Annotated in this window: 12 protein-coding genes, 5 tRNA genes and 3 pseudogenes; 1 reads left to right on the forward strand and 19 read right to left on the reverse strand. The window is 63.2% G+C overall.

Features of this window, described 5'->3' with window-relative positions; genetic code table 11:
• Window positions 1-9: 9 nt before the first annotated feature.
• From K8374_RS16505 to phnN, 12 genes and pseudogenes are all read right to left on the reverse strand, one after another.
• A complete protein-coding gene (locus K8374_RS16505) occupies window positions 10-1287 on the reverse strand; it encodes an MFS transporter (protein ID WP_224456424.1) in 1278 nt (425 codons plus the stop codon).
• Window positions 1288-1351: 64 nt separating this feature from the next.
• Entirely contained in the window at window positions 1352-2305 is a 954-nt protein-coding gene (locus K8374_RS16510; RefSeq protein WP_224456425.1) for a sugar kinase, read from the reverse strand.
• A complete protein-coding gene (locus tag K8374_RS16515; RefSeq protein ID WP_224456426.1) occupies window positions 2298-3068 on the reverse strand; it encodes a sugar phosphate isomerase/epimerase family protein in 771 nt (256 codons plus the stop codon). The genes K8374_RS16510 and K8374_RS16515 overlap by 8 nt, the downstream gene beginning before the upstream one ends.
• An 81-nt stretch (window positions 3069-3149) precedes the next feature.
• Window positions 3150-4172 carry a LacI family DNA-binding transcriptional regulator gene (locus K8374_RS16520; RefSeq protein ID WP_224456427.1) on the reverse strand — a complete coding sequence of 341 codons (1023 nt, stop codon included), beginning with the start codon at window positions 4170-4172 and terminating at the stop codon, window positions 3150-3152.
• 157 nt (window positions 4173-4329) lie between these two features.
• Window positions 4330-5517: an HlyD family efflux transporter periplasmic adaptor subunit gene (locus tag K8374_RS16525; protein WP_224456428.1), complete on the reverse strand. Its 1188-nt coding sequence runs from the start codon at window positions 5515-5517 to the stop codon at window positions 4330-4332.
• Entirely contained in the window at window positions 5507-7678 is a 2172-nt protein-coding gene (locus tag K8374_RS16530; RefSeq protein WP_224456429.1) for a type I secretion system permease/ATPase, read from the reverse strand. Before K8374_RS16530 ends, K8374_RS16525 begins: the two co-directional genes overlap by 11 nt.
• Window positions 7674-8942 (reverse strand): annotated as a pseudogene (locus K8374_RS16535) (TolC family protein); the annotation flags it as partial. The gene K8374_RS16530 and the pseudogene K8374_RS16535, both read right to left, overlap by 5 nt.
• On the reverse strand, window positions 8942-14818 hold the full coding sequence (locus tag K8374_RS16540; protein ID WP_411969647.1) for an Ig-like domain-containing protein: 5877 nt from the start codon (window positions 14816-14818) through the stop codon (window positions 8942-8944). The pseudogene K8374_RS16535 and the gene K8374_RS16540, both read right to left, overlap by 1 nt.
• A pseudogene (locus K8374_RS26485) lies at window positions 14801-17062 on the reverse strand (Ig-like domain-containing protein); the annotation flags it as partial. The pseudogene K8374_RS26485 and the gene K8374_RS16540, both read right to left, overlap by 18 nt.
• 216 nt (window positions 17063-17278) lie before the next feature.
• Window positions 17279-17554 (reverse strand): annotated as a pseudogene (locus tag K8374_RS26490) (BapA prefix-like domain-containing protein); the annotation flags it as partial.
• A gap of 879 nt (window positions 17555-18433) precedes the next feature.
• A tRNA-Arg gene (locus K8374_RS16545) sits at window positions 18434-18508 on the reverse strand.
• Between the two features lie 176 nt (window positions 18509-18684).
• Window positions 18685-19296 carry a phosphonate metabolism protein/1,5-bisphosphokinase (PRPP-forming) PhnN gene (gene phnN / locus K8374_RS16550; protein WP_224456431.1) on the reverse strand — a complete coding sequence of 204 codons (612 nt, stop codon included), beginning with the start codon at window positions 19294-19296 and terminating at the stop codon, window positions 18685-18687.
• 347 nt (window positions 19297-19643) lie between these two features.
• On the opposite strand from phnN, the gene K8374_RS16555 reads away from it, so the two are divergent.
• Complete coding sequence (locus K8374_RS16555; RefSeq protein ID WP_003254499.1) at window positions 19644-19970, forward strand: Arc family DNA-binding protein; 327 nt, start codon at window positions 19644-19646, stop codon at window positions 19968-19970.
• A gap of 97 nt (window positions 19971-20067) precedes the next feature.
• On the opposite strand, the gene mgtE is transcribed toward K8374_RS16555, so the two are convergent.
• From mgtE to K8374_RS16590, 7 genes are all read right to left on the reverse strand, one after another.
• Window positions 20068-21510, reverse strand: coding sequence for a magnesium transporter (mgtE, locus tag K8374_RS16560; RefSeq protein ID WP_084858280.1), 1443 nt, complete (start codon window positions 21508-21510; stop codon window positions 20068-20070).
• A gap of 378 nt (window positions 21511-21888) precedes the next feature.
• Window positions 21889-21965 (reverse strand) — tRNA-Arg (locus tag K8374_RS16565).
• A 74-nt stretch (window positions 21966-22039) separates the two neighbouring features.
• Window positions 22040-22116: transfer RNA gene (locus K8374_RS16570), tRNA-Arg, on the reverse strand.
• Between the two features lie 73 nt (window positions 22117-22189).
• Window positions 22190-22266 (reverse strand) — tRNA-Arg (locus K8374_RS16575).
• A gap of 107 nt (window positions 22267-22373) precedes the next feature.
• A tRNA-Ser gene (locus K8374_RS16580) sits at window positions 22374-22464 on the reverse strand.
• Between the two features lie 72 nt (window positions 22465-22536).
• Window positions 22537-22725, reverse strand: coding sequence for a carbon storage regulator CsrA (csrA, locus tag K8374_RS16585; RefSeq protein WP_003254503.1), 189 nt, complete (start codon window positions 22723-22725; stop codon window positions 22537-22539).
• A gap of 167 nt (window positions 22726-22892) precedes the next feature.
• Window positions 22893-24128, reverse strand: a complete 1236-nt coding sequence (locus K8374_RS16590; RefSeq protein ID WP_084858281.1) for an aspartate kinase — start codon at window positions 24126-24128, stop codon at window positions 22893-22895.
• Between the last annotated feature and the right edge of the window lie 9 nt (window positions 24129-24137).

Genomic DNA, 24137 nt, shown 5'->3' on the forward strand with positions numbered 1-24137 from the left:
GGTCGATACCTATTGGCTCGGCGCCAGATGTTGGCGCCGCGCCTGTTGCGAAGGATTGAGCACGGCAGTCAGGGCCACCGCCACCAGCAGCGCGCCGGACATGAACAAGTAGGAAGCGCCCGGGCCGCCGGTGGCACCGTTGAGGTAGCCCACCAGCCAGGAGCCGGAGAACGAGCCCAGCGCGCCCATGCTGTTGATCAGGGCCATGGCGCCGCCGGCGACGTTGCTGGGCAGCAGCTCAGGCACGATGGCGAAGAACGGGCCATAGGGGGCGTACATGCAGGCGCCGGCGATCACCAGCAGGGTGTATGACCACCAGAAGTGCTCGGTGCCCAGGACGTAGGAGCCGTAGAAAGCCAACGCGGCGATCAGCAGGGGCGGCCAGACGAAGCGCTTGCGCTTTTGCATCCGGTCGGACGCCCAGGACACCCCGAGCATGGCCAGCACCGCGCCCAGGTACGGCACCGCCGACAGCCAGCCGGCGGTGACGATGTCCAGCGCCGCGGCCTGCTTGAGGATCGACGGCAGCCAGAGCACGAAGCCGTAGACCCCGATGCTCCAGCAGAAGTACTGCAGCGAGAGGATGATTACTTTGGGCGAACGGAACGCCTCGCGGTAGTTCTTCACCGGCTTGATGCCCTGTTGCTCGGCGGCCAGGGCCTCGCGCAGTGCGGTTTTCTCCTGTGCCTTGAGCCAGGTGGCCTGCTCCGGACGGTCATCGACCAGGCGCCACCAGATGAATGCCCACAGCACCGCCGGCAGGCCTTCGATGATGAACATCCAGCGCCAGTCGAAATGCTTGACCAGGTACCCGGACACCACTGACATCCACAGGATGGTCACCGGGTTGCCAAGGATCAGGAAGGTGTTGGCCCGCGAGCGCTCGGCGCGGGTGAACCAGTGGCAGAGGTAGATCAGCATGGCCGGCATCACTGCAGCCTCCACCACCCCCAGCAGGAAGCGGATGGCGATCAGCAGCGACACGTTCTGCACCATGCCGGTGAGCGTGGCCAGGCCGCCCCAGAGGATCAGGCTGACGAAGATCAGCTTCTTGACGCTGCGTTTTTCGGCATAGATGGCACCGGGTACCTGGAAGAAGAAATAGCCCAGGAAGAACAGCGCCCCGAGCAGGGACGACAGGGCCGGGGTGATGTGCAGGTCATCGGCCATGCCCGAAGCGGCGGCAAAGCCGTAGTTGGCACGGTCGAGGTAGGCCAGGCTGTAGGTGATGAAGACGATGGGCATGATGTACCACCAGCGTCTTGGGGCAAGTCGGTCGATCTGCATGGTTGAATCTCCTGAGCTTGTTGTTCTTGTTGCAACAGGTACCGGCCAGGCCGGCAGGTTCGGTTCAACCGCCGAAGCGGTCTTCGTAGGCATCCAATTCATGGCGCTGCGGCAGGCCTTCCATGTCGCCGCGCGATTGCACCGCGCGGCTGCCGCACCAGTTGCCGCGAGCCACGGCGCGGCGCAGGTCGTGGCCTTCGAGCAAGGCGCTGACCACGCCCACGGCGAAGGCATCGCCCGCCCCTACCGTGTCCACCACCTGTGCCACGGGACAGGGCGCGACCACCCCTTCGGCACCGCGGGCATCACGCAGGTACGCCCCCTCGGCGCCCAGCTTGATGGCCACGCATTGCACGCCGTGCTCCAGGTAGAAGCCGGCAATGGCTTCAGGGGTTTGCCGGCCGGTGAGCAGGCGCCCCTCTTCCAGCCCTGGCAGCACCCAGTCGGCCTTGACCGCCAGGGCATTGATTTCCTGGACCATGGTTTGCCGGTTGGGCCACAGCGACGGGCGCAGGTTGGGGTCGAAGGAGATGCTGCGGCCGTTGGCGCGCATGGCCTCGAGCAACTGCAGAGAAAGGTCGCGGCACGATGCCGACAAGGCCGGCACGATGCCTGTGGCATGCAGGTGGCGGGCATCCAGCAACTCCGGGCACAGCTGCGCCGGTGACAGGCGGCTGGCGGCCGAGCCTCGGCGGAAGTATTCCACTTGCGGGTCGCTGCCATCGTCGCAACGTGCCTTGAGCTGGAAGCCCGTGGGGTATGCGGGGTCGATTTCGACACGGGAACAGTCCAGGCCTTCGCCACGCAGGCTGGCGAGCACGAAGGCACCCAGCGAATCGTCGCCCACCCGGCTCAGCCAGTTCACCCGCAGGCCCAGGCGGGCCAGGCCAATGGCCACATTGCTGTCGGCACCAGCGATACGTTTGCCGAAACCGGCCACCTGGGCCAGGTCGCCGCACTGCTCGGCCACGAACATGGCCATGGTTTCGCCGAAGCAGAGCACGTCATGTTCAGCCATGATGGACCTCCGCCTCGAGCACAGCCAGGTGCTGGACCTGCTGGCGGGTATAGGCCAGCAAATCGTCGTCGACCAGGGGATATTCGATGGCACGCGGCACGCCGGATACGAAGTGGGTCATCAGTCGTCGCCAGAACACCAGGTCCGATGCCTGAGGCGGCACCGCCACCAGGCGCCCGTCATCACGGCGGGTGACGGCCTTGCAATGCACGTAACGCACCCAGCGGCCCAGCGCTTGTGCGGCCTGTACCGGCGACTCGTCCTGCCAGTACCAGTTGCCGATGTCGAAGGTCATGCCCGGCGCCAGGTCGAGGGCGGCGGCACGCTGGAAGAAACGCAGCATCGGCTCCAGGCGGCCGCCCTGGGCAGTCTGGTCGTTCTCCACGAACAATGCCGCCCTACGCCCGAGCAACGGCCGCAGGGCCTGGAGGTCGCAGGTGTCGCGATAATGGCCAAGGGATACCTTCAGGGCCACCGCACCGATCTGCTCAGCCAGTTGCAGCCGCTCGGCCACCGCCGGCTCCAGGCTACCGTCCTCGCGCCACAACTCCAGGGGCGTCGAGAACAGGCTTTCCAGCCCCAGTTCATCACTGGCCTTGGCCAGGGTGGCAGCATCGGGCCAAGCCTCGAACAGCTCTTCGCGCCATTCCACGCGACGCGCCCCGGCTTGCGCCAACAGCGGCAGGTAGGCGATCTGGCCACGGCGCTTCACAGTATCGGCGCCGAAGCTCGACAGGCTGATGGAAACAGGGTTCGCATGCATCGTCGTTGTCCTTGTTCTTGTCAGGTGAAACCGGTTTCATTTCCGCGCAAAAAACAGCGCGACTCGCGAGCCGCGCTGCATTCAATTGCGTATCGGGGTGGAGCCTCGCACGATGAGCTGGGCGCGCAGGTCAAGCCGACGCGCCGGCAACTGGCTGCCTTGCAGCCGTTCCAGCAGGCACTGGACCGCTGCGGCAGCGATGCGTTCGGTGGGCTGAGCCAAGGCAGTGATACCGCCGCCGACCAAGGGGTACCAGTCCAGGTCGTCGAGGGCCACCAGGCCCAGCTGCTGGAACAGCTGTTCACCACGTCCATGCAGGTGACGCATGACCTCCAGGGTCGCCACGCCGTTGCAGCTGAACAGGGCCTGGGGACCATGGCCAGCGCTGGCCAGGAACGCCGCCAGCTGCACAGGCAGGTTGGCGCTCACTTCCAGTATCTGGCCGCGCAGCCCGGGCCTTCGGGCGATGGCGGCCTGGAAAGCGGCCACCCGCTCCTGACGCGAGCTGGTGCCGTCGAGGGGTTCGCTGACGGCAAGAATGTCGCGGTAACCGCAGGTGTGCAGATGGTCCAGGGCCTGCTCGACAGCATCGGCATTGTCCAGGCCCACCAAGTCGGTCTGCAGCTCGGCCAGTTGGCGATCCACCAATACCATGGGCAGTTCCTGAGCCAGGCTGGCCAGCTCGCCGGCGTGGTGGCCGAGGGTATTCACGATCAGGCCGTCGACGTTGTAGGCCTGCAGCGCCTGCAGGTGCTGGCGCTCCTGGGCATCGTCGCAGTCGGTGTTGCACACCACCAGGCTGTAGCCATGCTCGCGGCAGGCCGTCTCGACGCCGTGCATCACGGCCACTGAATAGGGGTTGCGGATATCGGCCAGGAGCATGCCGATCAGGCGCGTACGGCCGCGCTTGAGGGCGCTGGCCATGCGGTTCGGGCGGTAGCCGAGCTGCTCGATCACCGCCTCTATGCGCTGGGCGGTGGCATCGGCCAACAGTTGCCGGTCGCCGCCGATATAGCGCGACACCGTGGCCTTGGAAACGCCGGCAGCCTGGGCCACTTCACTGATGGTGACCCGCGTGCGGGCTTGGGAAAGCGTCTTGTCCACCCGATGACCTTCTTGTATTCGCTTATGTGGGCAGGGTTATGAAAACGGTTTCAATAAAACAGGGAACCAGGGGCTTCGTCAAGAGTGGCAGTGTTCGTCGAGACAGCTTCGGTGTGTGTGATCGAGCGCCGCCCGCGCGGCGCTCGATCTCAAAGGCTCAGTACAACCGCGCCTTGATCAACGGCCGCAACAGGTAGTTGAGCACGGTACGCTTACCGCTGAGGATGTCCACTTCGGCGACCATCCCCGGGATGATCGGCAACACCTCCGAGCCTCGGGTCAACTGGCTGCCATCGGTACGGATCAGCACCTGGTAGAACGATTCCTTGCCATGGGGCGTGTCCTCCTCGATGGTGTCGGCGCTGATCTGCTCCAGGGTGCCGCTGAGGTCGCCATAGATGCTGTAGTCATAGGCGGTGATCTTCACCTTGGCTTCCATGCCCGGCACCAGGAAAGCCACGTCCCTCGGTTTGATCTTCGCCTCGACCAGTAGCCGGTCCTCCACCGGGATGATCTCCATGATCGGGTCACCCGGCTTGATCACACCGCCACGGGTGTTGATCAGCACCGTGTTCACCCTCCCCCGCACCGGCGACAGGATCTGCGTGCGGCGCAACTGGTCATGCCGCTGCTGCACGATCGGCTCCACCTGGGCCAGCTGGGCCTTCTTGTCGGCGCGCTCGGTGTAGGCCTCCTGGAAGTAGGTGTTCTTGAGCTCGGTGAGCTTGCCCGTCAGGGTGGCGATGTCCTGGCTGAGCTTGAGCGCCTCCATCTGGCTGACCGCGCGTTTTTCCACCAAGGGCCGCACCAGGTTCAGCTGCCGCTGGGCCAGGCCGATCTGCTGCTGCACGGCACGGGTGCCTTCGTGCAGCTTGGCCCGGCGCGAGGCGAACAGCTCCTGCTCCGAACGCGCCAGCGGGCTCTTGCTGTCGATGTCGCTGGGGAATTCGATGCGGTCCTTGCCCAGCACTTCGGCATCCAGCCGGGCGATCGCCGCACGCAGGACCTGGGACTGGTTGGCCGACTCCTGGTAGTTGGTCAGGAAGTGCGTTTCATCCAGCTGCACCACCGGCTGCCCCACTTCCACGAGGTCACCCTCGTTGACCAGCAGGCGGTCGAGGATGCCCCCTTCGAGGCTCTGGATCTTCTGGATGCGGCTGAACGGCACCACGCGACCATCGCCCCGGGTCACCTCGTCCAGCTCAGCCCAGGCCGCCCAGGCGATGAACAGCACCAACGTGCCCAGCAACGTCCACAACAGCGGCCTGTAGGTCGGGTGGGTGGTGGCCAGCAAAGGGTCTTCCAGCTGCCTGCGCAACGGCAGGTTCTTCGTTTCAACGCCCATGGGCACGCTCCTCGACGACCGGTGAGACCTGGACCTGGTTACCCTGCACCACCTGCTGCACGGCGCCGTCCATTACGACCTGCCCCTGGCGCAGCACCACGGCACGCTCCACCAGGGCCAGCATGCTTTTCTTGTGGGTAGTCAGGATCAGCGTGCGGCTGCCCAGCCAGCGCTGCAGGTAGTTGACCACCTGCAGTTCACTGGCCTGGTCGAAGGCCGCTGTGGGCTCGTCGAGCAGCACGATCGAAGGGTCCTGCAGCAGTACCCGGGCCAGCCCTACGGCCTGGCGCTGACCACCCGAAAGGCTGGCATTGCCCTGGATCGGCATGTCCAGCCCCAGGGCATGGCCGCGCACGAATGGGCCAAGCCCGACACCGTCCAGGGCCTCCAGCAGGTCCTCGTCAGGCAGGGCGGCATTGGCCAGGTTGAGGTTGTCGCGCAAGGTGCCGTGGAACAGCGCCACGTCCTGGGGCAGGTAGCCGATGCCGCGCTGGCGGTCGGCCGGGTCGATCTGCCCCAGGCTCACGTCGTCGAGCAGCAAGCGCCCCGACTGCGGGCTGGTCAGGCCGCTGAGCAGGCGCAGCAGCGAAGACTTGCCCGCACCGTTGCCGCCCAGCAAGGCCACGCGCTCGCCGGCCTTGATGGTCAGTGCCTGGACATTCACCACCGGAGGGCTGTCGCCATGAGCCAGGCGCACGCCTTCGAGCTGGTAGTGCCCGGCCAGGCGTTCCTTGTGCACGAAGCGTTGCCCGCTGGGGCGCTCCTGGTCCGCCGACATCAGCTGGTCCAGGCCTTCCATGGCCACCTTGGTGTGCTGCCAACGGCCCAGAATGCCAGCCACCTGGGACAACGGCGCAATCGCCCGGGAGGCCAGGATCGAGCACGCCACCAGGGCACCGACGGTCATCGCCCCGTCGTTGATCCGGTACACGCCGAACACCACCACGCCCACGTAGCACAACTGCTGGATGATGCTCGAGGTGTAGCTCAAGACACTGACCAGGGCCTGGGTCCGCAGGGCCGTGGTCGACAATTCGCCGGTCAGGGTTTCCCACTGGTGCAGGCAGCGCCCTTCGGCGCGGGTGGCCTTGACGGTTTCCAGGTGCTCGAAAGCCTCCAGCAGCACACCGTTTTTCATTGCCCCCTCACGCAGGTTCTGCCGCGACAGCGAGCCGAGCACGCGTTGGGTCAACAGCCCCGGCAACACCATCAACACACAGGCCACCAGCGGCACCCAGACCACATGCCCACCCACCAGGGCGATGATCAACAGGAAGATCGCCACGAAGGGAATGTCGCTGATCAACGCAGCGCTGGAGGAGGTGAAGAACTCACGCACCGATTCGAACTCCCGCACTTGCGTGCTGAACGCCCCCATCGAGGCCGGCTTGGCCGCCAGGCGCGTACTCAGCACACGGGAGAACAGCAGGGTCGACAGTTGCAGGTCCAGGCGCTTGCCCAGCACTGTCAGCAGGTGCCCGCGCAGGATCCGCAACACACCGTCCAGGACGATCGCCGCCATCACGCCACTGGCCAGGATCCACAAGGTGTCGAAGGCACCGTTGGGCACCACCCGGTCGTACACCTGCATGGCGAACAAGGCCGACGCGATGGCCAGCAGGTTGGCCGCGAAGGCGGCGAACGCCACCTCGGTGTAGGAGCGCCATAGACGCCGCAGCGGACCGAAGAACCAGTGTTCACCCGGCGCCTTGGCGTAGTCGCCGATGCGACCGTCGGGGCGAAACCGACACTTGGCGAACACCACCGTACCGCTGTACAGCGCCTCAAGTTCGGCCAAGGCCATGCGCTCGGCACCGCCATTGCTCTGTGGCACCAGCACCCGCGCATGCTCACCGTCCAGCCCGACCAACAGCACGGTCTGGCCGTTGCCCAGCAGCAACAGCGCCGGGAGCAGGTAATCGTCGATCTGGCGCAAGGGCTGTTCGACCACCTGGGCGACGATGTCGGCACGGCGCAGCGCCCGTACCACTTTGTTCAGTGGCAACTGCCCTTGTTCCAGGGCGATGCCGTCGACCAGTTCGGCATCACCGAGTGGACGACCGAGTTGCCGGCACAGCAGTAGCAATCCCTGACGCAACGGATCCTGGTGGTTGTCCACCGGCAACGTCACGACCTTCGCTTGGCTGGTATCGATGTCCATGATTCAAACGCCCCTCCACTAATGGGCCCAGCCAACCGACCTGGGCGGCGGCCCGATACTCGACTCGCTTTTGTTCGAAATGCAGGTTGATCAACTGGCGTTCGGCCTCGAAGCGCTCGCGCTGCACGTTGAGCAGGTCGATCACGTCACGCCGACCGACCTCGAACTGCTCGCGGTACAACCCCGCGACCTGCTCCGCTTCCGTCACCTGCTGGCTGAGCGACTGCTCGCGCCAGCGCAGGGTCTCGCCTGTGTCGAACAAGGTCTGCAACTGCCTGCGGATGTCGCGTTGCATGGCATCGGCGGTCCAGCGCGCCGACTCCAGGCGCTGTTGCGCCGCGGTCGGACGCTGGAAGTTGGAAAGCCCTTGGAAGGTGTCCATGCGAAAGCGCAGGGATACCACCGAGTCGTTTTCCAGATGCCCGCCCACCTCACGGCGCAAGGCCGATGCCTCCAGGTTCAGTTGTGGTAAAAGCGAGGCCTTGGCCTCACGCACTTGGGCCTCGGCCACATTGGCGTCCTCGACGGCCTTGCGCTGCAAGGGCGAGTCGCGGATGACCTGCTTCAGGTCGCTGGCAGCCAGGTACCGCTGCATGGACATCGGTTGCGGCTCCTCCAGGTCCGCCGGGGGTTGTCCGACCAGAAGGTCGTACTGGTTGCGGGCGTCCTGCAGGGTGCCCTTCTCCAGCGACAACTGCTCCTGGGCCCGGGCCAGCTCAAGGTTGGCACGGTCCAGTTCGCTGCGGTCGGCATAGCCGTCGCCGCCACGGTCCTGGGTCATCTGGCGGACGCCATCCAGGCGCTGGATATGCTGGCGCACGGCCTCCACCCGTTGAGTGGCGGCCAATACGTCCAGGTAGGTCTCGATGATATCCAGGGCCGCATCGTCCTGGGCTACCCGCACCGCCTCCAACTGCTTGCGCTCGGTGGCGCTGGCACCGTCCACCTTGCTGTTCACGCGGCCCCAGTCGTAGAGCATCTGGGACACGGTGACGTCATACACGACCTCACCGAAATCGAATTCCTGTGGCCCGCCGGACATCGACAGGGCCGGGTAATAGCCTCCCTTGGCAATCTTCACCTCGGTGCCGGCGCGTTCGGCCTCGGCGATGGCCGAACGCACATCCGGGTGGATGGCCAGCCCCGACCGTACCGCCTGGTCGAGGGACATGGCCGACGTCAACACCGGCAGGCCGAGTGAAAGGAGCCAGACGGCCCCTTTCACGATCTGCCGCCCCTTGCGGGACTGCGCGGCACGTTTCATCAGACCACGACCTGAACGGTGTTTTCCTCGATCAACAGGGTGCTGCTACCGAACGTGTAGACGTCGTAGGTCACACCGTCGATCAACTGGGTGGTGCCGGTATCGACCGCCCCCGCCACGTTCAGGGTGTCGTTGCTTTCACCGGTGATCTGCAACGTGTTGTTGGCATCGGTGATGACATCGACCTCAGCGGCGGTCAGGGTCAACACACTACCGTCGTCGCCCTTGCCCAGGTCGATGCGCTCGATGTTGCTGAGCGTGCCGACGCTTGCGCCGTTGTAGTCCAGGTCGATGCCGTTGGCGAGCAACAGCGTGTCGAACCCGGCGCCACCGTCGATGCTGACGAAGTTGTTCGCCGTGATCTGGAGGGTGTCGTTGCCGTCACCGCCCTGGACTTGGTCACCGGTACCTACATTGAAGATCAGGTCATGACCCGCCCCGCCGTTGATGTGCTCGGAGCTGCCGTCGGCGCCGGACATCACGTCGCTACCGGCCGTACCGTTGACATCGATCTGGCCGATGTTCAGCGCCAGCCCCGAACCGTTCAAGGTGACGCCGTAGGAGGCACTGTCGTTGCCGTTGCTGTCGATGGCCACGACATTGAGCGACAGTTCCGACCCCAGGTTCAGCAGATCGGTGATGCTCAAGCCCCCCAGTTGCAGCAACACGTTCGGATCGAGCAGGTTCAGCACGAAGTGGCCGGACGAATCGGCCACCAGCGGCAGTGTCACATCGAACAATGGGCTGATCAGACGCACTTCGAGACCCGCGTTCGGCGCGGTGTCGCCGCTGAAGCCGAAGGTCGGCGGCAGCAGCCCCACGGCCAGGCCGAAGTTACCGACGGTCAACGGCTGGGTGATGCTCGTTCCCACGCCGATGGACGCCACCGGGCTCGGGTTGCCGGCCTGGTCTGTTCCTTGCGCCGAGACCTGGGCATTGAGCAACTGGTCCCATCTGAAGTCGACATCCAGGCCGGTGAGCAAGTCGAGCGAAGCGATACCCGAGTTGTCTGCCGTCAGGGTCACGCTGGCATTAACGCCACCGACATCGACCTGTACCGTGACCTCGCTGTTCGGCTCGGTGGAAACGGTGAGCAGGTTGCCGACCAGCGACAGTACCGGTGCAGCAGGCGGTACGGTGTCGATGGTGAAGGCTACCGGCGTCGACGACGCCCCGTTGAGCTCGGCCGTGATGGTCGAGGCCCCTTCCGGGAACGGCCCCTGGCCGCCGGGTGGCGTCAGGGTCACGGTGACATTGCCCGCCAGGATGTCGCCTGCGGTAAGGGTATAGTCGATCGAGGCCTCGTAGCCGTTCTGCCCGGCGAACGTGACGGTGACTACCTGCCCGGCCTGCATGCTCGGGCGCAGGGCCATGTCGACCTGGATACCGTCGCCGATTTCGGCGGCATTGATCCAGGTGTCGGCGGCCTCTGGCACGCTGAGGGTCGGCGGCGCCAGATCCGGTGCGTTGATCGTGGCTGGGCCGCTGACATTGCCCGCAGCGTCCACGGCAACGCCGGAGAGCAGCTCACCGGTGATCAGCGGTGGCGCGAACGGCAAGCTGAAGTCGCCATTGCCATCGACGTTCACGGTGATCGGATTGGCAGTATCGCCAGCGATCACGATGCGCACCTGGCTGTTGGGCTCGGCGGTACCGGTCAACAACGCACCATCGGCGCTGATGCTCAACAGCGGCGCAGGTGGTGCCACCGCATCGACGGTCGTGCTGGCCGGGCCACTGGTGTTGCCGGCGGCGTCTTCGGCCACCACGTTGATCACGGTGCCGTCCGGCAGCGACGTGCCAGGCGTGAAACTCCAGTTGCCGCTGCCATCGGCGGTGGTTTCACCAATCGGGTTGCCATTGCCATCGGTGAGTATCACCGTTGCACCGATTTCGGCGGTGCCGCTGATGACGCTGCCATTGCTCGGGTTGACCACGGGTGTTGGCGGCGCCACCGCGTCGACGGTGGTGCTGACCGGACCGCTGGTATTGCCGGCCGGGTCCTGGGCCACCGCATTGACCACGGTGCCGTTGAGCAACGGCGTGGTCGGGGTGAACGTCCAGTTGCCGCTGCCGTCGGCAGTGGCCTCGCCAATCGGGTTGCCGTTGCCATCGGTGAGGACGACAGTCGCACCCGCTTCAGCGGTACCCACGATAACGGTGCCATTGGTTGGCTCGATCGAGGGGGCCGACGGTGCCACGGCGTCAATCGTGGTGCTGGCCGGGCCACTGGTATTGCCAGCCGCATCCTGGGCCACCGCATTGACCACGGTGCCATTGGGCAGCGGCGTGCCTGGCGTGAAGCTCCAGTTGCCGGAACCATCGGCAGTTACCTGGGCGATTGGGTTGCCGTTGCCGTCGGTGAGGATCACCGTCGCCCCTGCTTCGGCGGTACCGCTGAGTTCCACGCCGTTGCTCGGCTCGATGATCGGTGCGTCAGGCGCCACGGCATCGATCGTGACGACGGCCGGAGCACTTTCTCGACCATTGCTGTCGGTGGCAGTGACGTTGACCACGGTGCCATCCGGCAATGGCGTGGTCGGGGTGAACGTCCAATTGCCGCTGCCATCGGCAGTGGTCTGCCCAATAGGATTGCCGTTGCCATCGGTGAGAGTAATGGTGTTACCCGCATCGGCGCTGCCGCTGATCGCGACCCCATTGCTTGGATCCACCTGCGGGATCGAGGGCAGCGAAGTGTCCACGGTGGCAGTGCCCTGTGGGCCGGTATTACCCGCAGCGTCAGTGGCGGTAGCGTTCACCACGGTGCCGTTTGGCAGCTGCGTTGCCGGAGTGAATGTCCAGTTGCCACTGCCGTCGGCGATCACTTCACCAATCGGGTTGCCGTTGCCATCGGTCAAAGTCACGGTGCTGCCAGACTCGGCCGTGCCGTTGATCACAACGCCATTGGTCGGGTTGACCAGCGGTGCTGCAGGCGCGATGCCATCCACGGTGACGCTGGCTTGTGGGCCAGTATTGCCCGCCGGGTCGGTCGCGGTGGCACTGATCACGGTACCATCAGGCAGCGGGCTGCTTGGGGTGAACGTCCAGTTGCCGCTGCCATCGGCGTTGGCTTCGCCGATTGGATTGCCATTGCCGTCGGTCAGGGTCACGGTGCTGCCCGGCTCGGCAGTGCCAGTGATGAGGCTGCCATTGCTCGGGTTGACTACCGGTGCCGCAGGCGCAACCGAATCGACCGTCATGGAAGTCGGCAAACTGCTGTTGCCGGCCAGGTCCTGAGCCACGGCATTGACCACGGTGCCGTTGGGCAGCGGAGTGCCTGGGGTGAACGACCAGTTGCCACTGCCATCGGCAGTGGTCTGGCCGATCGGGTTGCCGTTACCGTCAGTGAGGAGGATGGTCGCACCGGCTTCGGCGGTACCGGTGATGTCCACGCCGTTGCTCGGCTCGATGACCGGAGCATCGGGCGCCACGCCGTCCACGGTGATGATGGCCGGGGCGCTGTCGATGTTGGCAGGATTACGCGCCACCACATTGATGACAGTGCCATCGGGCAGCGGTATGCCTGGGGTGAACGACCAATTGCCACTGCCATCGGCGGTGACCTGGCCGATCGGGTTGCCAGTGCCGTCGGTGATGATGATGGTGTTGCCCGCATCGGCAGTGCCGCTGATCACCGAGCCATTGCTCGGGTCGACCTGCGGGATCGACGGCAGCGAACTGTCCACGGTGGCGGTGCCTTGAGGGCTGATGTTGCCAGCCGCATCGGTGGCCGTGGCATTCACCACGGTGCCGTTTGGCAACTGCGTGGCCGGAGTGAATGTCCAGTTGCCACTGCCATCAGCGGTCACTTCGCCAACCGGGTTGCCGTCGCCATCGGTCAAGGTCACGGTGCTGCCAGGCTCGGCGGTGCCGTTGATCACGTTGCCGTTGGTTGGGTTGATCACAGGTGCCGCAGGCGCGATGCCATCGACCGTGGTGCTGGCTTGCGGGCCGGTATTGCCCGACGGGTCGGTGGCGGTGGCATTGACCACGGTGCCGTCAGGCAGCGCGACGCCTGGCGTGAACGACCAATTGCCGCTGCCATCGGCGGTGGCCTCGCCAATCGGGTTGCCATTGCCGTCGCTCAGGGTCACGGTGCTGCCAGGCTCGGCGGTGCCGCTGATGGTGCTGCCATTGCTCGGGTTGACCACTGGCGCTGCCGGTGCCACGGCATCGATCGTGACAGTTGTTGGCAGGCTGGTATTGCCGGCCTCGTCCAACGCCACCGCTTCGACCACAGCACCATCGGGCAATGGAGTGCCCGGGGTGAACGACCAATTGCCACTGCCGTCGGCGATCGCCTGACCGATCGCGTCACCGTTGCCATCCAAGAGCAGTACGGTGGCGCCAGGTTCGGCGGTACCGCTGAGCTCTACACCATTGCTCGGCTCGATGACCGGCGCGTCGGGCGCCACGGCGTCCACGATGATGCTGGCCGGGGCACTGTCGATATTGTTGCCCGGATTGCGCGCCACGACATTGACGACCGTGCCATCGGGCAGCGCCGCGCTCGGGGTAAACGTCCAGTTGCCGCTGCCGTCGGCGGTGGTCTGGCCGATCGGGTTACCGCTACCGTCGGTGATGATAATCACGCTACCTGCATCGGCCGTACCACTGATCATCGCGCCATTGCTGGCGTCGACCTGCGGAACGTTCGGCACCGAGGTATCCACGGTGGTGCTGCCCGGGCCGCTGACGTTGCCGGCAGCATCGGTGGCCGTGGCATTGATCACGGTACCGTTGGGCAGCGGTGTAGCCGGGGTGAAGCTCCAGTTGCCGGTGCCGTCGGCGGTAACCTGACCGATCGGGCTGCCATTGCCATCGGTCAGGGTGATGGTGCTGTTCGGTTCCGCGGTACCGCTGACCAGGACGCCATTGGTCGGGCTGACCACAGGCGCCGCAGGCGCGACCGAGTCCACCGTGGTGGAACCTTGCGGGCTGGTGTTGCCCGTCGGGTCGGTGGCCGTGGCGTTGACCACGGTGCCGTTGGGCAACGGGCTGCTCGGGGTGAACGACCAGTTGCCACTGCCATCGGCGGTGGTCTGGCCAATCGGGTTGCCGTTGCCATCGGTCAGGGTCACGGTGCTGCCCGGCTCGGCAGTACCGCTCAAGGTATCGCCCTGGCTCGGCGCGATAACCGGTGCGTCAGGCGCCACGCTGTCCACGGTGACCGAGGTTGGGACGCTGCTGTTGCCGGCCGGATCCTGGGCCACGGCATTGACCACGGTGCCGTTGGGCAGCGGAGTGCCTGGGGTGAACGACCAGTTGCCACTGCCATCGGCAGTGGTCTGGCCGATCGGATTGCCGTTACCGTCAGTGAGGAGGATGGTCGCACCGGCTTCGGCGGTACCGGTGATGTCCACGCCGTTGCTCGGCTCGATGACCGGAGCATCAGGCGCCACGCCGTCCACGGTGATGATGGCCGGGGCGCTGTCGATATTGGCAGGATTACGCGCCACCACATTGATGACAGTGCCATCGGGCAGCGGAGTGCCCGGCGTGAATGACCAATTGCCACTGCCATCGGCGGTGACTTGGCCGATCGGGTTGCCGTTGCCGTCGGTGATGATGATGGTGTTGCCCGCATCGGCGGTACCACTGATCACCGAACCATTGCTAGGGTCGACCTGCGGGATCGACGGCAGCGAACTGTCCACGGTAGTCGTGCCTTGCGGGCCGGTGTTGCCGGCCGCATCGGTGGCCGTGGCATTCACCACGGTGCCGTTTGGCAACTGCGTGGCCGGAGTGAATGTCCAGTTGCCACTGCCATCAGCGGTCACTTCACCAACCGGGTTGCCGTCGCCATCGGTCAAGGTCACGGTGCTGCCAGGCTCGGCGGTGCCGTTGATCACGTTGCCGTTGGTTGGGTTGATCACAGGTGCCGCAGGCGCGATGCCATCGACTGTGGTGCTGGCTTGCGGGCCGGTGTTGCCCGACGGATCTGTGGCGGTGGCATTGACCACGGTGCCGTCAGGCAGTGCAGTGGCTGGAGTGAACGACCAGTTGCCGCTGCCGTCGGCAGTGGCCTGGCCGATCGGGTTGCCGTTGCCATCGGTCAAAGTCACCGTGCTGCCCGGCTCGGCGGTGCCGCTCAGGGTGGCGCCGTTGCTTGGGTTGAGGACGGGTGCGCTTGGGGCCACTGCGTCGACCGTGACACTGGCCGGCGCGCTGGTGTTGCCGGTCGGGTCGGTGGCCGTGGCGTTGACCACGGTGCCGTTGGGCAGCGGGCTGCTCGGAGTGAACGACCAGTTGCCACTGCCATCGGCGGTGGCCTGGCCAATCGGGTTGCCGCCACCATCGGTCAAGGTCACCGTGCTGCCCGGCTCGGCGGTGCCGCTGATGGTCGTGCCATTGCTCGGGTTGACCACCGGTGCGGCAGGTGCGCTGGAGTCGATGGTGACCGTGGCTGCAGGGCTGGTATTGCCTGCAGCGTCCTGGGTCACCACATTGACAGCCGTACCGTTGGGCAGTGGTGAGCTTGGGGTATAGGTCCAGTTGCCACTGCCGTCGGCGGTGGTTTCGCCGATGGGGTTGCCGTTGCCGTCGGTGAGGATCACCTTGGCGCCCGGTTCAGCGGTGCCAGTGAGCGTAGAGCCATTGCTCAGGTTCACGGTTGGCGTGGCCGGTGCGATGCCATCGACCGTGGTGCTGGCTTGCGGGCCGGTGTTGCCCGACGGATCGGTGGCGGTGGCATTGACCACGGTGCCGTCAGGCAGTGCAGTGGCTGGAGTGAACGACCAGTTGCCGCTGCCGTCGGCAGTGGCCTGGCCGATCGGGTTGCCGTTGCCATCGGTCAAAGTCACCGTGCTGCCCGGCTCGGCGGTGCCGCTCAGGGTGGCGCCATTGCTTGGGTTGAGGACGGGTGCGCTTGGGGCCACTGCGTCGACCGTGACACTGGCCGGCGCGCTGGTGTTGCCGGTCGGGTCGGTGGCCGTGGCGTTGACCACGGTGCCGTTGGGCAGCGGGCTGCTCGGAGTGAACGACCAGTTGCCACTGCCATCGGCGGTGGCCTGGCCAATCGGGTTGCCGCCACCATCGGTCAAGGTCACCGTGCTGCCCGGCTCGGCGGTGCCACTGATGGTCGTGCCATTGCTCGGGTTGACCACCGGTGCGGCAGGTGCGCTGGAGTCGATGGTGACCGTGGCTGCAGGGCTGGTATTGCCTGCAGCGTCCTGGGTCACCACATTGACAGCCGTACCGTTGGGCAGTGGTGAGCTTGGGGTATAGGTCCAGTTGCCACTGCCGTCGGCGGTGGTTTCGCCGATGGGGTTGCCGTTGCCGTCGGTGAGGATCACCTTGGCGCCCGGTTCAGCGGTGCCAGTGAGCGTAGAGCCATTGCTCAGGTTCACGGTTGGCGTGGCCGGTGCGATGCCATCGACGGTAACACTGCCCTGCCCGCTGGTATTACCGGCGGGATCCTTGGTCACGACATTCACCACGGTGCCGTCCGGCAGTGGAGTGCTTGGCGTATAGGTCCAGTTGCCACTGCCATCGGTGGTGGTCTCCCCGATGGGGTTGCCGTTGCCATCGGTAATCACCACGGTGCTGCCTGGTTCGGCGGTACCGCTGATGGTGCTGCCATTGCTCGGGTTGACGACCGGCGCTGCTGGAGCCACCGCGTCGACGGTCGTGGTGCCCTGCCCGCTGGTATTTCCGGCAGGGTCAGTGGCTACGACATTGATGACGGTACCGTCGGGCAATGGTGTAGCCGGCGTGAAAGTCCAGTTGCCATCGGCATCGGCAGTGACCTGGCCGATCGGGTTGCCGTTGCCATCGGTCAAGGTCACGGTGCTACCCGGCTCGGCGGTGCCGCTGATGGTCGTGCCATTGCTCGGGTTGACCACCGGTGCGTCGGGGGCGACGGCATCGACGGTGACCGTTGCGACAGGGCTGGTGTTTCCGGCGGCATCCTGGACGACTACGTTGACCACCGTACCGTCCGGCAGTGGTGTGTCAGGCTTGAAAGTCCAGTTGCCGTTGGCATCGGCGGTGGTCTGGCCGATGGGGTTACCGTTGCTGTCAGTGAGAATCACCTTGGCGCCCGGTTCAGCGGTGCCGCTGAAGCTCGTGCCATTGCTTGGGTTGATCGTCGCAACACCTGGGGCAACGGTATCCGGGGTACTGTCACTGCCGCCACCACCACCGCCACCGCCACCGCTGTTATCGGCAATGGCGATCCCGCCACCGACGATCGCCACTCCAGCGAGCAGCGCCGCGCCGGTGCTCATCCCAGCGATGCCAGAAGCTGCCGTCAGGGACTCAAAACCGGCAAGGCTTTCCTGGGGGGTGTAGGTGGCCGCTACCACCCCGTCAGTCTCTGCAGCGGCAAGGTCGACCGCCACCAGCTTGTCGTCCTCACCGATCAGGAACAGTTCGCTAGGCGCCTGGCCTTCTGCGTAGAAGTTGGCGATCCGCACGGTTTCGCCATTTTTAAGGTGAACGAGAAGGTCAGAGCCTTGACGAGAATATTCGGCGACCGCATCCGGTGACAGACCGAGTGCAACGTGACTGCTCTGGGTGAGGGCGAGATGGCCGTCCACCGTTATTGCCGGAGCATCGGCAAGGGTGTGTGAGGGTTGGGTGGAAGCAATTACTTTCGCTTGAATCGACATTCAAACTTCTCCTTGTATTGACGCGACTTGGCAAGGGCCAATCGGCATCCATTGCGAACCTTCAAGCGGTAGAGCCGTAGCGGGAATGAGCCTGCACCCTGTGCCCGTTGCGGAAAATCCTCTGACGTACCGGTATATCCGGGCAGGCAAGAAACAGCCGGCAAACGGACACGGTCACGCCCCGCGTTGAAACGTTCAAACAGTCGCTCTATATAAAAACCGGATCACACAACAGGTCACGCTTTGCCATCAAAAGCCTGGTAAGCATGGACCCGAACGCCAAGCAACCAGAGCGAGATCAATGCTCGCCAAACCCAACAATATTCAAACGTCCCATTCACCTCCTGCACGAACCGGGTGTAATCGGTTATATATAGGATTAACCTTTTCTATATACAACCTTCTTCCACTGCAAACTTCGATACCCATAAGAAAGAGCAAACAGGGCAAAACGTCAAGGCGCAAGTAGAAAAACCTTACAACTCGGGAAGTAGGTCTCGAACGCCTTGAAACCCGCAGGCGGCACAGGCATACCCGGCACGAGAAAACGACTCTCGATTGGTGTTAGTCGGAAGGGCATAGCTAACTTTTGAACTATCCCAGAAGACGAATAGTTATGACGCCACCCCATGAACTAGAACGTATTGAGACGTCACCGGCATTGTTCGCGGCCAGCGCGACGTATATTCAACACCGACTTGCCAGCACCTAAGAAAAAGTGATATCCCACTAATACGCAGGACGGAGGTTAAGGTTTAACTTGAATAAACCCCATAAATACAGAGGGTTTTGCGGTAGGCTTAATCTGTCCGTATAAGGCGGCGACGTGAAAACGGACAATGGAACAGGGATTGATAAGACGTGATACATGGAAGAAGATGGCGTCCCCGGCAGGAATCGAACCTGCACCAAGGCCTTAGGAGGGCCCCGTTCTATCCATTAAACTACGAGGACGGATAGTGCGACTCCCTGTGAACATGGCATGCCTGGGAGCTTTGATGTGGCGTCCCGCGGGCAAGGCTGCATGCGAGACGGCGAGCATCTTAACCAGCGACCGACCGTTTGTCATGCCTCAATCCATGTTTTACCTGTAATCCTTTTCGGCATTTCCCGGGCTCATCGCGGCACCGCTAACCACCCGGTACGTGGGCAGCCCTGGCGATCAACCCCTCGTCGGCCAGAAGCTCAAGCAATGCGCCCACGGTAGTGGTCAGCGAAAGCGAATTATCCAACACATGCACATCCGGTGCGTCGTGACGCTGCAATCGTGCATTGCGCTCGAGCCGCTGCTCGATCTCCTCGGCTGTTTCTCGCCCTCTGGCAAGCAGGCGCAGCCTCAATACCTGCGGCGCAACGTCCAGCCGAATCGCCAGCAGGCCGGGATAACGTCGCCGTGCCTCGGGCAGGTAACCGCGAGAACCATTCACCAGCACATGGCGACCGGCCGCCAACCATTCATCGACGTGCGCAGGGATACCGTACTGCAGCGCATTGGCCTGCCAATGCATGGCAAACGCACCCGCCTCGCGCATTGCCTCGAACTGCTCAAAACTCACCCCGTGAGCCGCCTCCCCCTTGGATTCGGCCGAACGCGTGATCACGCGCCTGGCGATTTCGATGCCGTGGGCCAGCAATTGCGCGCGCGCTGCATCGATCAGGGAATCTTTTCCTGATCCGGAAGGTCCAATCAGAAATATCAGGCGACCTGCCGTGTGGGGCGTGCTGCTTGCGTCATATCGCATAGCCACTATGCTCAAGTGAGGGAACCTGCATATTTTAGGGATTTTCCATGGCCTTTGCTGATTTTTTACAGCTTTTGACGGCAATCAGCGGACAGCTTGGTGAGGCGAAAAAAGGTAAAACTTTTCCAACCAGTGCTCATTTCTGATAATTGGTACTGGCAAAAAGCCTTTATTCAGATCACTATTTGTCACAGAATTGACGCCAAGGAAACGCCGGCCTTAGGGCAAGATGAGCACCCAAATGAGATCCCGGTTGAACATTTTGATGCCGCCACGGTCGTACCACCACCACCGTGCGGCCAATTTGAGAACCGCTTCCCCTGAACCAGAAAAACCGGTCAATGTATATGCGCCCAATGAAACAGGCTATCTATTCAAGCCGCACCGCTGACAAGTTCGTCGTCCGCCTGCCAGACGGAATGCGTGAGCGCATTGCCGAGGTAGCGCGCAACCACCATCGCAGCATGAACTCCGAGATCATTGCACGCCTGGAGCAAAGCCTTATCCAGGAAGGTGCACTGGGCGACGAGCTCAGCATGCGCCTGGACAGCCCTGAGCTGAGCCTGCACGAGCGGGAGCTGCTGCAACGCTTCCGCCAACTCTCCCACCGCCAGCAGAACGCGCTGGTTGCCCTGATCGCCCATGACGTGGAAATGGCTGCAGACGCTTCCTGAGGTCTGCACCACGAAAAAAAGCCAGCTGATGCTGGCTTTTTTTGTGCCGAAACATTCTGGAACGGCTTTGTGCCGCTCCATACAGAAGACCGCCGGTTCAGAGCAGGAACAGCGTGGCCAACCCCAGGAAGATGAAGAAACCACCGCTGTCGGTCACGGCGGTGATCATCACACTCGACCCCATCGCCGGGTCGCGCCCCAAACGCGTCAGCGTCATCGGAATCAACACCCCCATCAACGCGGCCAACAGCAGGTTCAGGGTCATCGCGGCGGTCATTACCAGGCCCAGCGACCAACTGCCATACAACCAGAAGGCCACGGCGCCGATCACCCCACCCCAGATCAGACCATTGAGCAACGACACCGCCAATTCCTTGCGCATCAGGCGGCTGGTATTGCCGGGCGATACCTGGTCCAGGGCCATGGCGCGGACGATCATGGTGATGGTCTGGTTACCCGAGTTGCCACCAATACCCGCCACGATCGGCATCAACGCCGCCAGCGCGACCAGTTTTTCGATGGAGCCTTCGAACAGGCCGATCACCCGGGACGCCACGAAGGCAGTGATCAGGTTGATGGCCAGCCAGGCCCAACGGTTACGCAGCGAACGCCAGACCGAGGCGAAGATGTCCTCTTCCTCGCGCAAGCCTGCCATGTTGAGCACTTCGCTCTCACTCTCCTCGCGAATCAGGTCGACCATCTCATCGATGGTCAAACGGCCGATCAGGCGATCGCTTTTGTCGACCACCGGCGCGGATACCAGGTCATAACGCTCGAACGCCTGGGCAGCATCGTAGGCATCTTCCTCGGGGTGGAAAGTGACCGGGTCGTTGGCCATGACCTCGGCGACTTTCTTCTCGGGGTCGTTGACCAGCAGACGCTTGATGGGCAATACGCCCTTGAGGATACCGTCGTAGTCGACCACGAACAGCTTGTCGGTGTGGCCAGGCAGCTCCTTGAGCCGCCGCAGGTAACGCAATACCACTTCCAGGCTGACGTCCTCACGGATAGTCACCATCTCGAAGTCCATCAGCGCACCGACCTGCTCTTCGTCGTAGCTCAGGGCCGAGCGGACTCGCTCGCGCTGCTGGGCATCGAGGCTTTCCATCAGCTCATGGATGACGTCACGCGGCAGTTCCGGCGCCAGGTCTGCCAGTTCGTCGGCGTCCATTTCCTTGGCGGCGGCGAGCAGCTCATGATCGTCCATGTCGGCGATCAGCGTCTGACGCACGGCGTCGGACACTTCCAGCAGGATGTCGCCGTCGCGTTCGGAACGCACCAGCTGCCAAACCGTCAGACGGTCGTCCAGCGGCAAGGCTTCAAGGATGTAGGCAATATCGGCGGGGTGCAGATCGTCGAGCTTGCGCTGCAGCTCGACCAGGTTCTGGCGGTGGACAAGATTCTCCACCAGGTCGTGATGATGACCTTCCTGACGATGGGTCAGGTCCTCGACCACCCGTTGGCGCTGCAACAGTTCGATCACCTGGGCCAGGCGATCCTGCAGGCTCTCTTGGGCTTTCTTTACTTCGACTTCGGTCATAGGCGAACTCCACTCCCAGCAGCGGAGCACGCCGGGAGAATCAATCGGTCAGATCTAGCTTGGCAAATCGTGTTATCGAGTAACTACTGGGTAAGTCCATGGTGGTATTCCACAAGCCCCGGCGGGGCTGACGGGCGCAATCATACACTGCATCAGCTGTCAGATCGCTTAAAATTTTGGCCAGAACAATCGTTTGCGCGTTAAAGCTATGACAACGCTCGAAGCCATCCGTGCGGCGACGGAACGAAGCACATCGCGTGCGCCAGGCATGCCTGGCTGTTCATGCAACGGTTATAGCTGAGCTTAGTTCGACATCACTGACAAAATAGTGAAATGCCGAAAAGAAAAAAGCCCGCTCATTGAGCGGGCTTTCTTGTGTGGCGGACTCAGGAGGATTCGAACCTCCGACCGCTCGGTTCGTAGCCGAGTACTCTATCCAGCTGAGCTATGAGTCCGTAGGTGGTATTTTTTAGACCAGATTACCACTGGTTGATGAAGCTGCCTTGATTCACAAAACCGCCTCATTAAATGGCGGACTCAGGAGGATTCGAACCTCCGACCGCTCGGTTCGTAGCCGAGTACTCTATCCAGCTGAGCTATGAGTCCGTAGGTGGTATTTTTAGACCAGGTTACCACTGGTTGATGAAGCTGCCTTGATTAACAAAACCGCCCCATTAAATGGCGGACTCAGGAGGATTCGAACCTCCGACCGCTCGGTTCGTAGCCGAGTACTCTATCCAGCTGAGCTATGAGTCCGTGTCTTGCCGCGCATTATAGTTCGCTTAATCGTTTTGCCAAGCACTTTTTCGTTTATTTTCAACGACTTAAGTGATTCGGCCAATTACAGCGCCCTACACGAAAAATGGCGGTGAAGGGGGGATTCGAACCCCCGATACCCTTATGAGGTATACTCCCTTAGCAGGGGAGCGCCTTCGGCCACTCGGCCACCTCACCGCAACACGGGGCGTATAATAACCAGAGCCTTCCCCGTTTGCAAACCCTTTTTTGAAAAAAAATCGAGAAAAATTAAAGGCTTGGTTCTTCGTCCTTCTCTTTCTTGATCCGCAGGTAGATTTCCTCGCGGTGAACGGCCACCTCCTTGGGCGCACTCACGCCGATACGCACCTGGTTGCCTTTGACACCCAGGACCGTGACGGTGATCTCGCCGTCACCAATGATCAGGCTCTCGGCGCACCGACGAGTCAGAATCAACATAGCTTTCTCCTCAAGCAATTCAATCAGGGACAACAGTCTGTAGTTGGCTGGGTCGGGCCATACATGGCACCAGGCCCTGGTAAGCCATTGCACGAGGCAGGACAGGCGCCTGCGCAACGACCAGAAACGCGAAGGGCGCGGCAAGCCGCGCCCCTCCAGGCAGCGAGTTACTCGCCCTGTCGGGCAGGAGCGTCGAGCTCGAACGCAGTGTGCAGCGCGCGAACGGCCAGCTCCAGGTACTTCTCCTCGATGACCACAGAGACCTTGATCTCGGAGGTGGAAATCATCTGGATGTTGATGCTCTCCTTGGCCAGGGCTTCGAACATGCGGCTGGCCACACCTGCATGGGAACGCATGCCGACACCGACGATGGAAACCTTGGCGATGTTGGTGTCGCCGATCACTTCACGGGCACCGATCTCGCGCGCGGTGTTTTCCAGCACGCTGTGCGCCTTCTCGTACTCGTTGCGGTGTACGGTGAAGGTGAAGTCGGTGGTGTTATCGTGCGAGACGTTCTGCACGATCATGTCGACTTCGATGTTCGCCGCGCTGATCGGGCCGAGGATCTTGAAGGCAACGCCCGGGGTATCCGGCACGCCGCGAATGGTCAGCTTGGCCTCATCACGGTTGAAGGCGATACCGGAAATGATCGGCTGTTCCATGGATTCCTCTTCATCAATGGTAATGAGGGTACCCGGACCCTCCTTGAAGCTGTGCAGCACGCGCAGCGGGACGTTGTACTTGCCGGCGAACTCCACCGAGCGGATCTGCAGCACCTTGGAGCCGAGGCTGGCCATTTCCAGCATTTCCTCGAAGGTGATCTTCTCCAGGCGCTGGGCCTGGGGCACTACCCGCGGGTCGGTGGTGTAGACGCCATCGACATCGGTATAGATCTGGCATTCGTCGGCCTTGAGCGCCGCCGCCAGTGCCACACCGGTGGTGTCGGAACCACCACGACCGAGGGTGGTGATATTGCCGTGCTCGTCGACACCCTGGAAGCCCGCCACCACGACCACCCGGCCGGCCTTGAGGTCGGCACGGATCTTCTGGTCATCGATCTGCAGGATCCGCGCCTTGTTGTGCGCGCTGTCGGTGAGAATCCGCACCTGGTTGCCGGTGTAGGACACCGCCGGCACGCCACGCTTGATCAGGGCCATGGCCAGCAAGGCGATGGTCACCTGCTCGCCGGTCGAGACGATCACATCCAGCTCGCGAGGAACCGGCTGGTCGGTGATCTGCTTGGCCAGGTCGATCAGGCGATTGGTTTCTCCGCTCATGGCCGACAGCACCACCACCAGGTCGGTGCCTTGCTCGCGGAATTTCTTGACCTTGTCGGCAACCTGCTCGATCCGCTCGATGGAACCGACAGAGGTACCGCCAAATTTCTGTACGATCAACGCCATTTCAAAGGT

Origin of the sequence: Pseudomonas sp. p1(2021b), from assembly GCF_020151015.1 — a bacterium.
In the GTDB taxonomy this organism is placed as follows: Bacteria; Pseudomonadota; Gammaproteobacteria; order Pseudomonadales; family Pseudomonadaceae; genus Aquipseudomonas; species Aquipseudomonas putida_K.

Coding starts and splice junctions, on each gene's coding strand:
- K8374_RS16505 (WP_224456424.1), bottom strand. CDS start 1,287: ATGCAGATCGACCGACTTGCCCCAAGACGCTGGTGGTACATCATGCCC.
- K8374_RS16510 (WP_224456425.1), bottom strand. CDS start 2,305: ATGGCTGAACATGACGTGCTCTGCTTCGGCGAAACCATGGCCATGTTC.
- K8374_RS16515 (WP_224456426.1), bottom strand. CDS start 3,068: ATGCATGCGAACCCTGTTTCCATCAGCCTGTCGAGCTTCGGCGCCGAT.
- K8374_RS16525 (WP_224456428.1), bottom strand. CDS start 5,517: ATGGGCGTTGAAACGAAGAACCTGCCGTTGCGCAGGCAGCTGGAAGAC.
- K8374_RS16530 (WP_224456429.1), bottom strand. CDS start 7,678: ATGGACATCGATACCAGCCAAGCGAAGGTCGTGACGTTGCCGGTGGAC.
- phnN (WP_224456431.1), bottom strand. CDS start 19,296: ATGCGATATGACGCAAGCAGCACGCCCCACACGGCAGGTCGCCTGATA.
- K8374_RS16555 (WP_003254499.1), top strand. CDS start 19,644: ATGCGCCCAATGAAACAGGCTATCTATTCAAGCCGCACCGCTGACAAG.
- mgtE (WP_084858280.1), bottom strand. CDS start 21,510: ATGACCGAAGTCGAAGTAAAGAAAGCCCAAGAGAGCCTGCAGGATCGC.
- csrA (WP_003254503.1), bottom strand. CDS start 22,725: ATGTTGATTCTGACTCGTCGGTGCGCCGAGAGCCTGATCATTGGTGAC.
- K8374_RS16590 (WP_084858281.1), bottom strand. CDS start 24,128: ATGGCGTTGATCGTACAGAAATTTGGCGGTACCTCTGTCGGTTCCATC.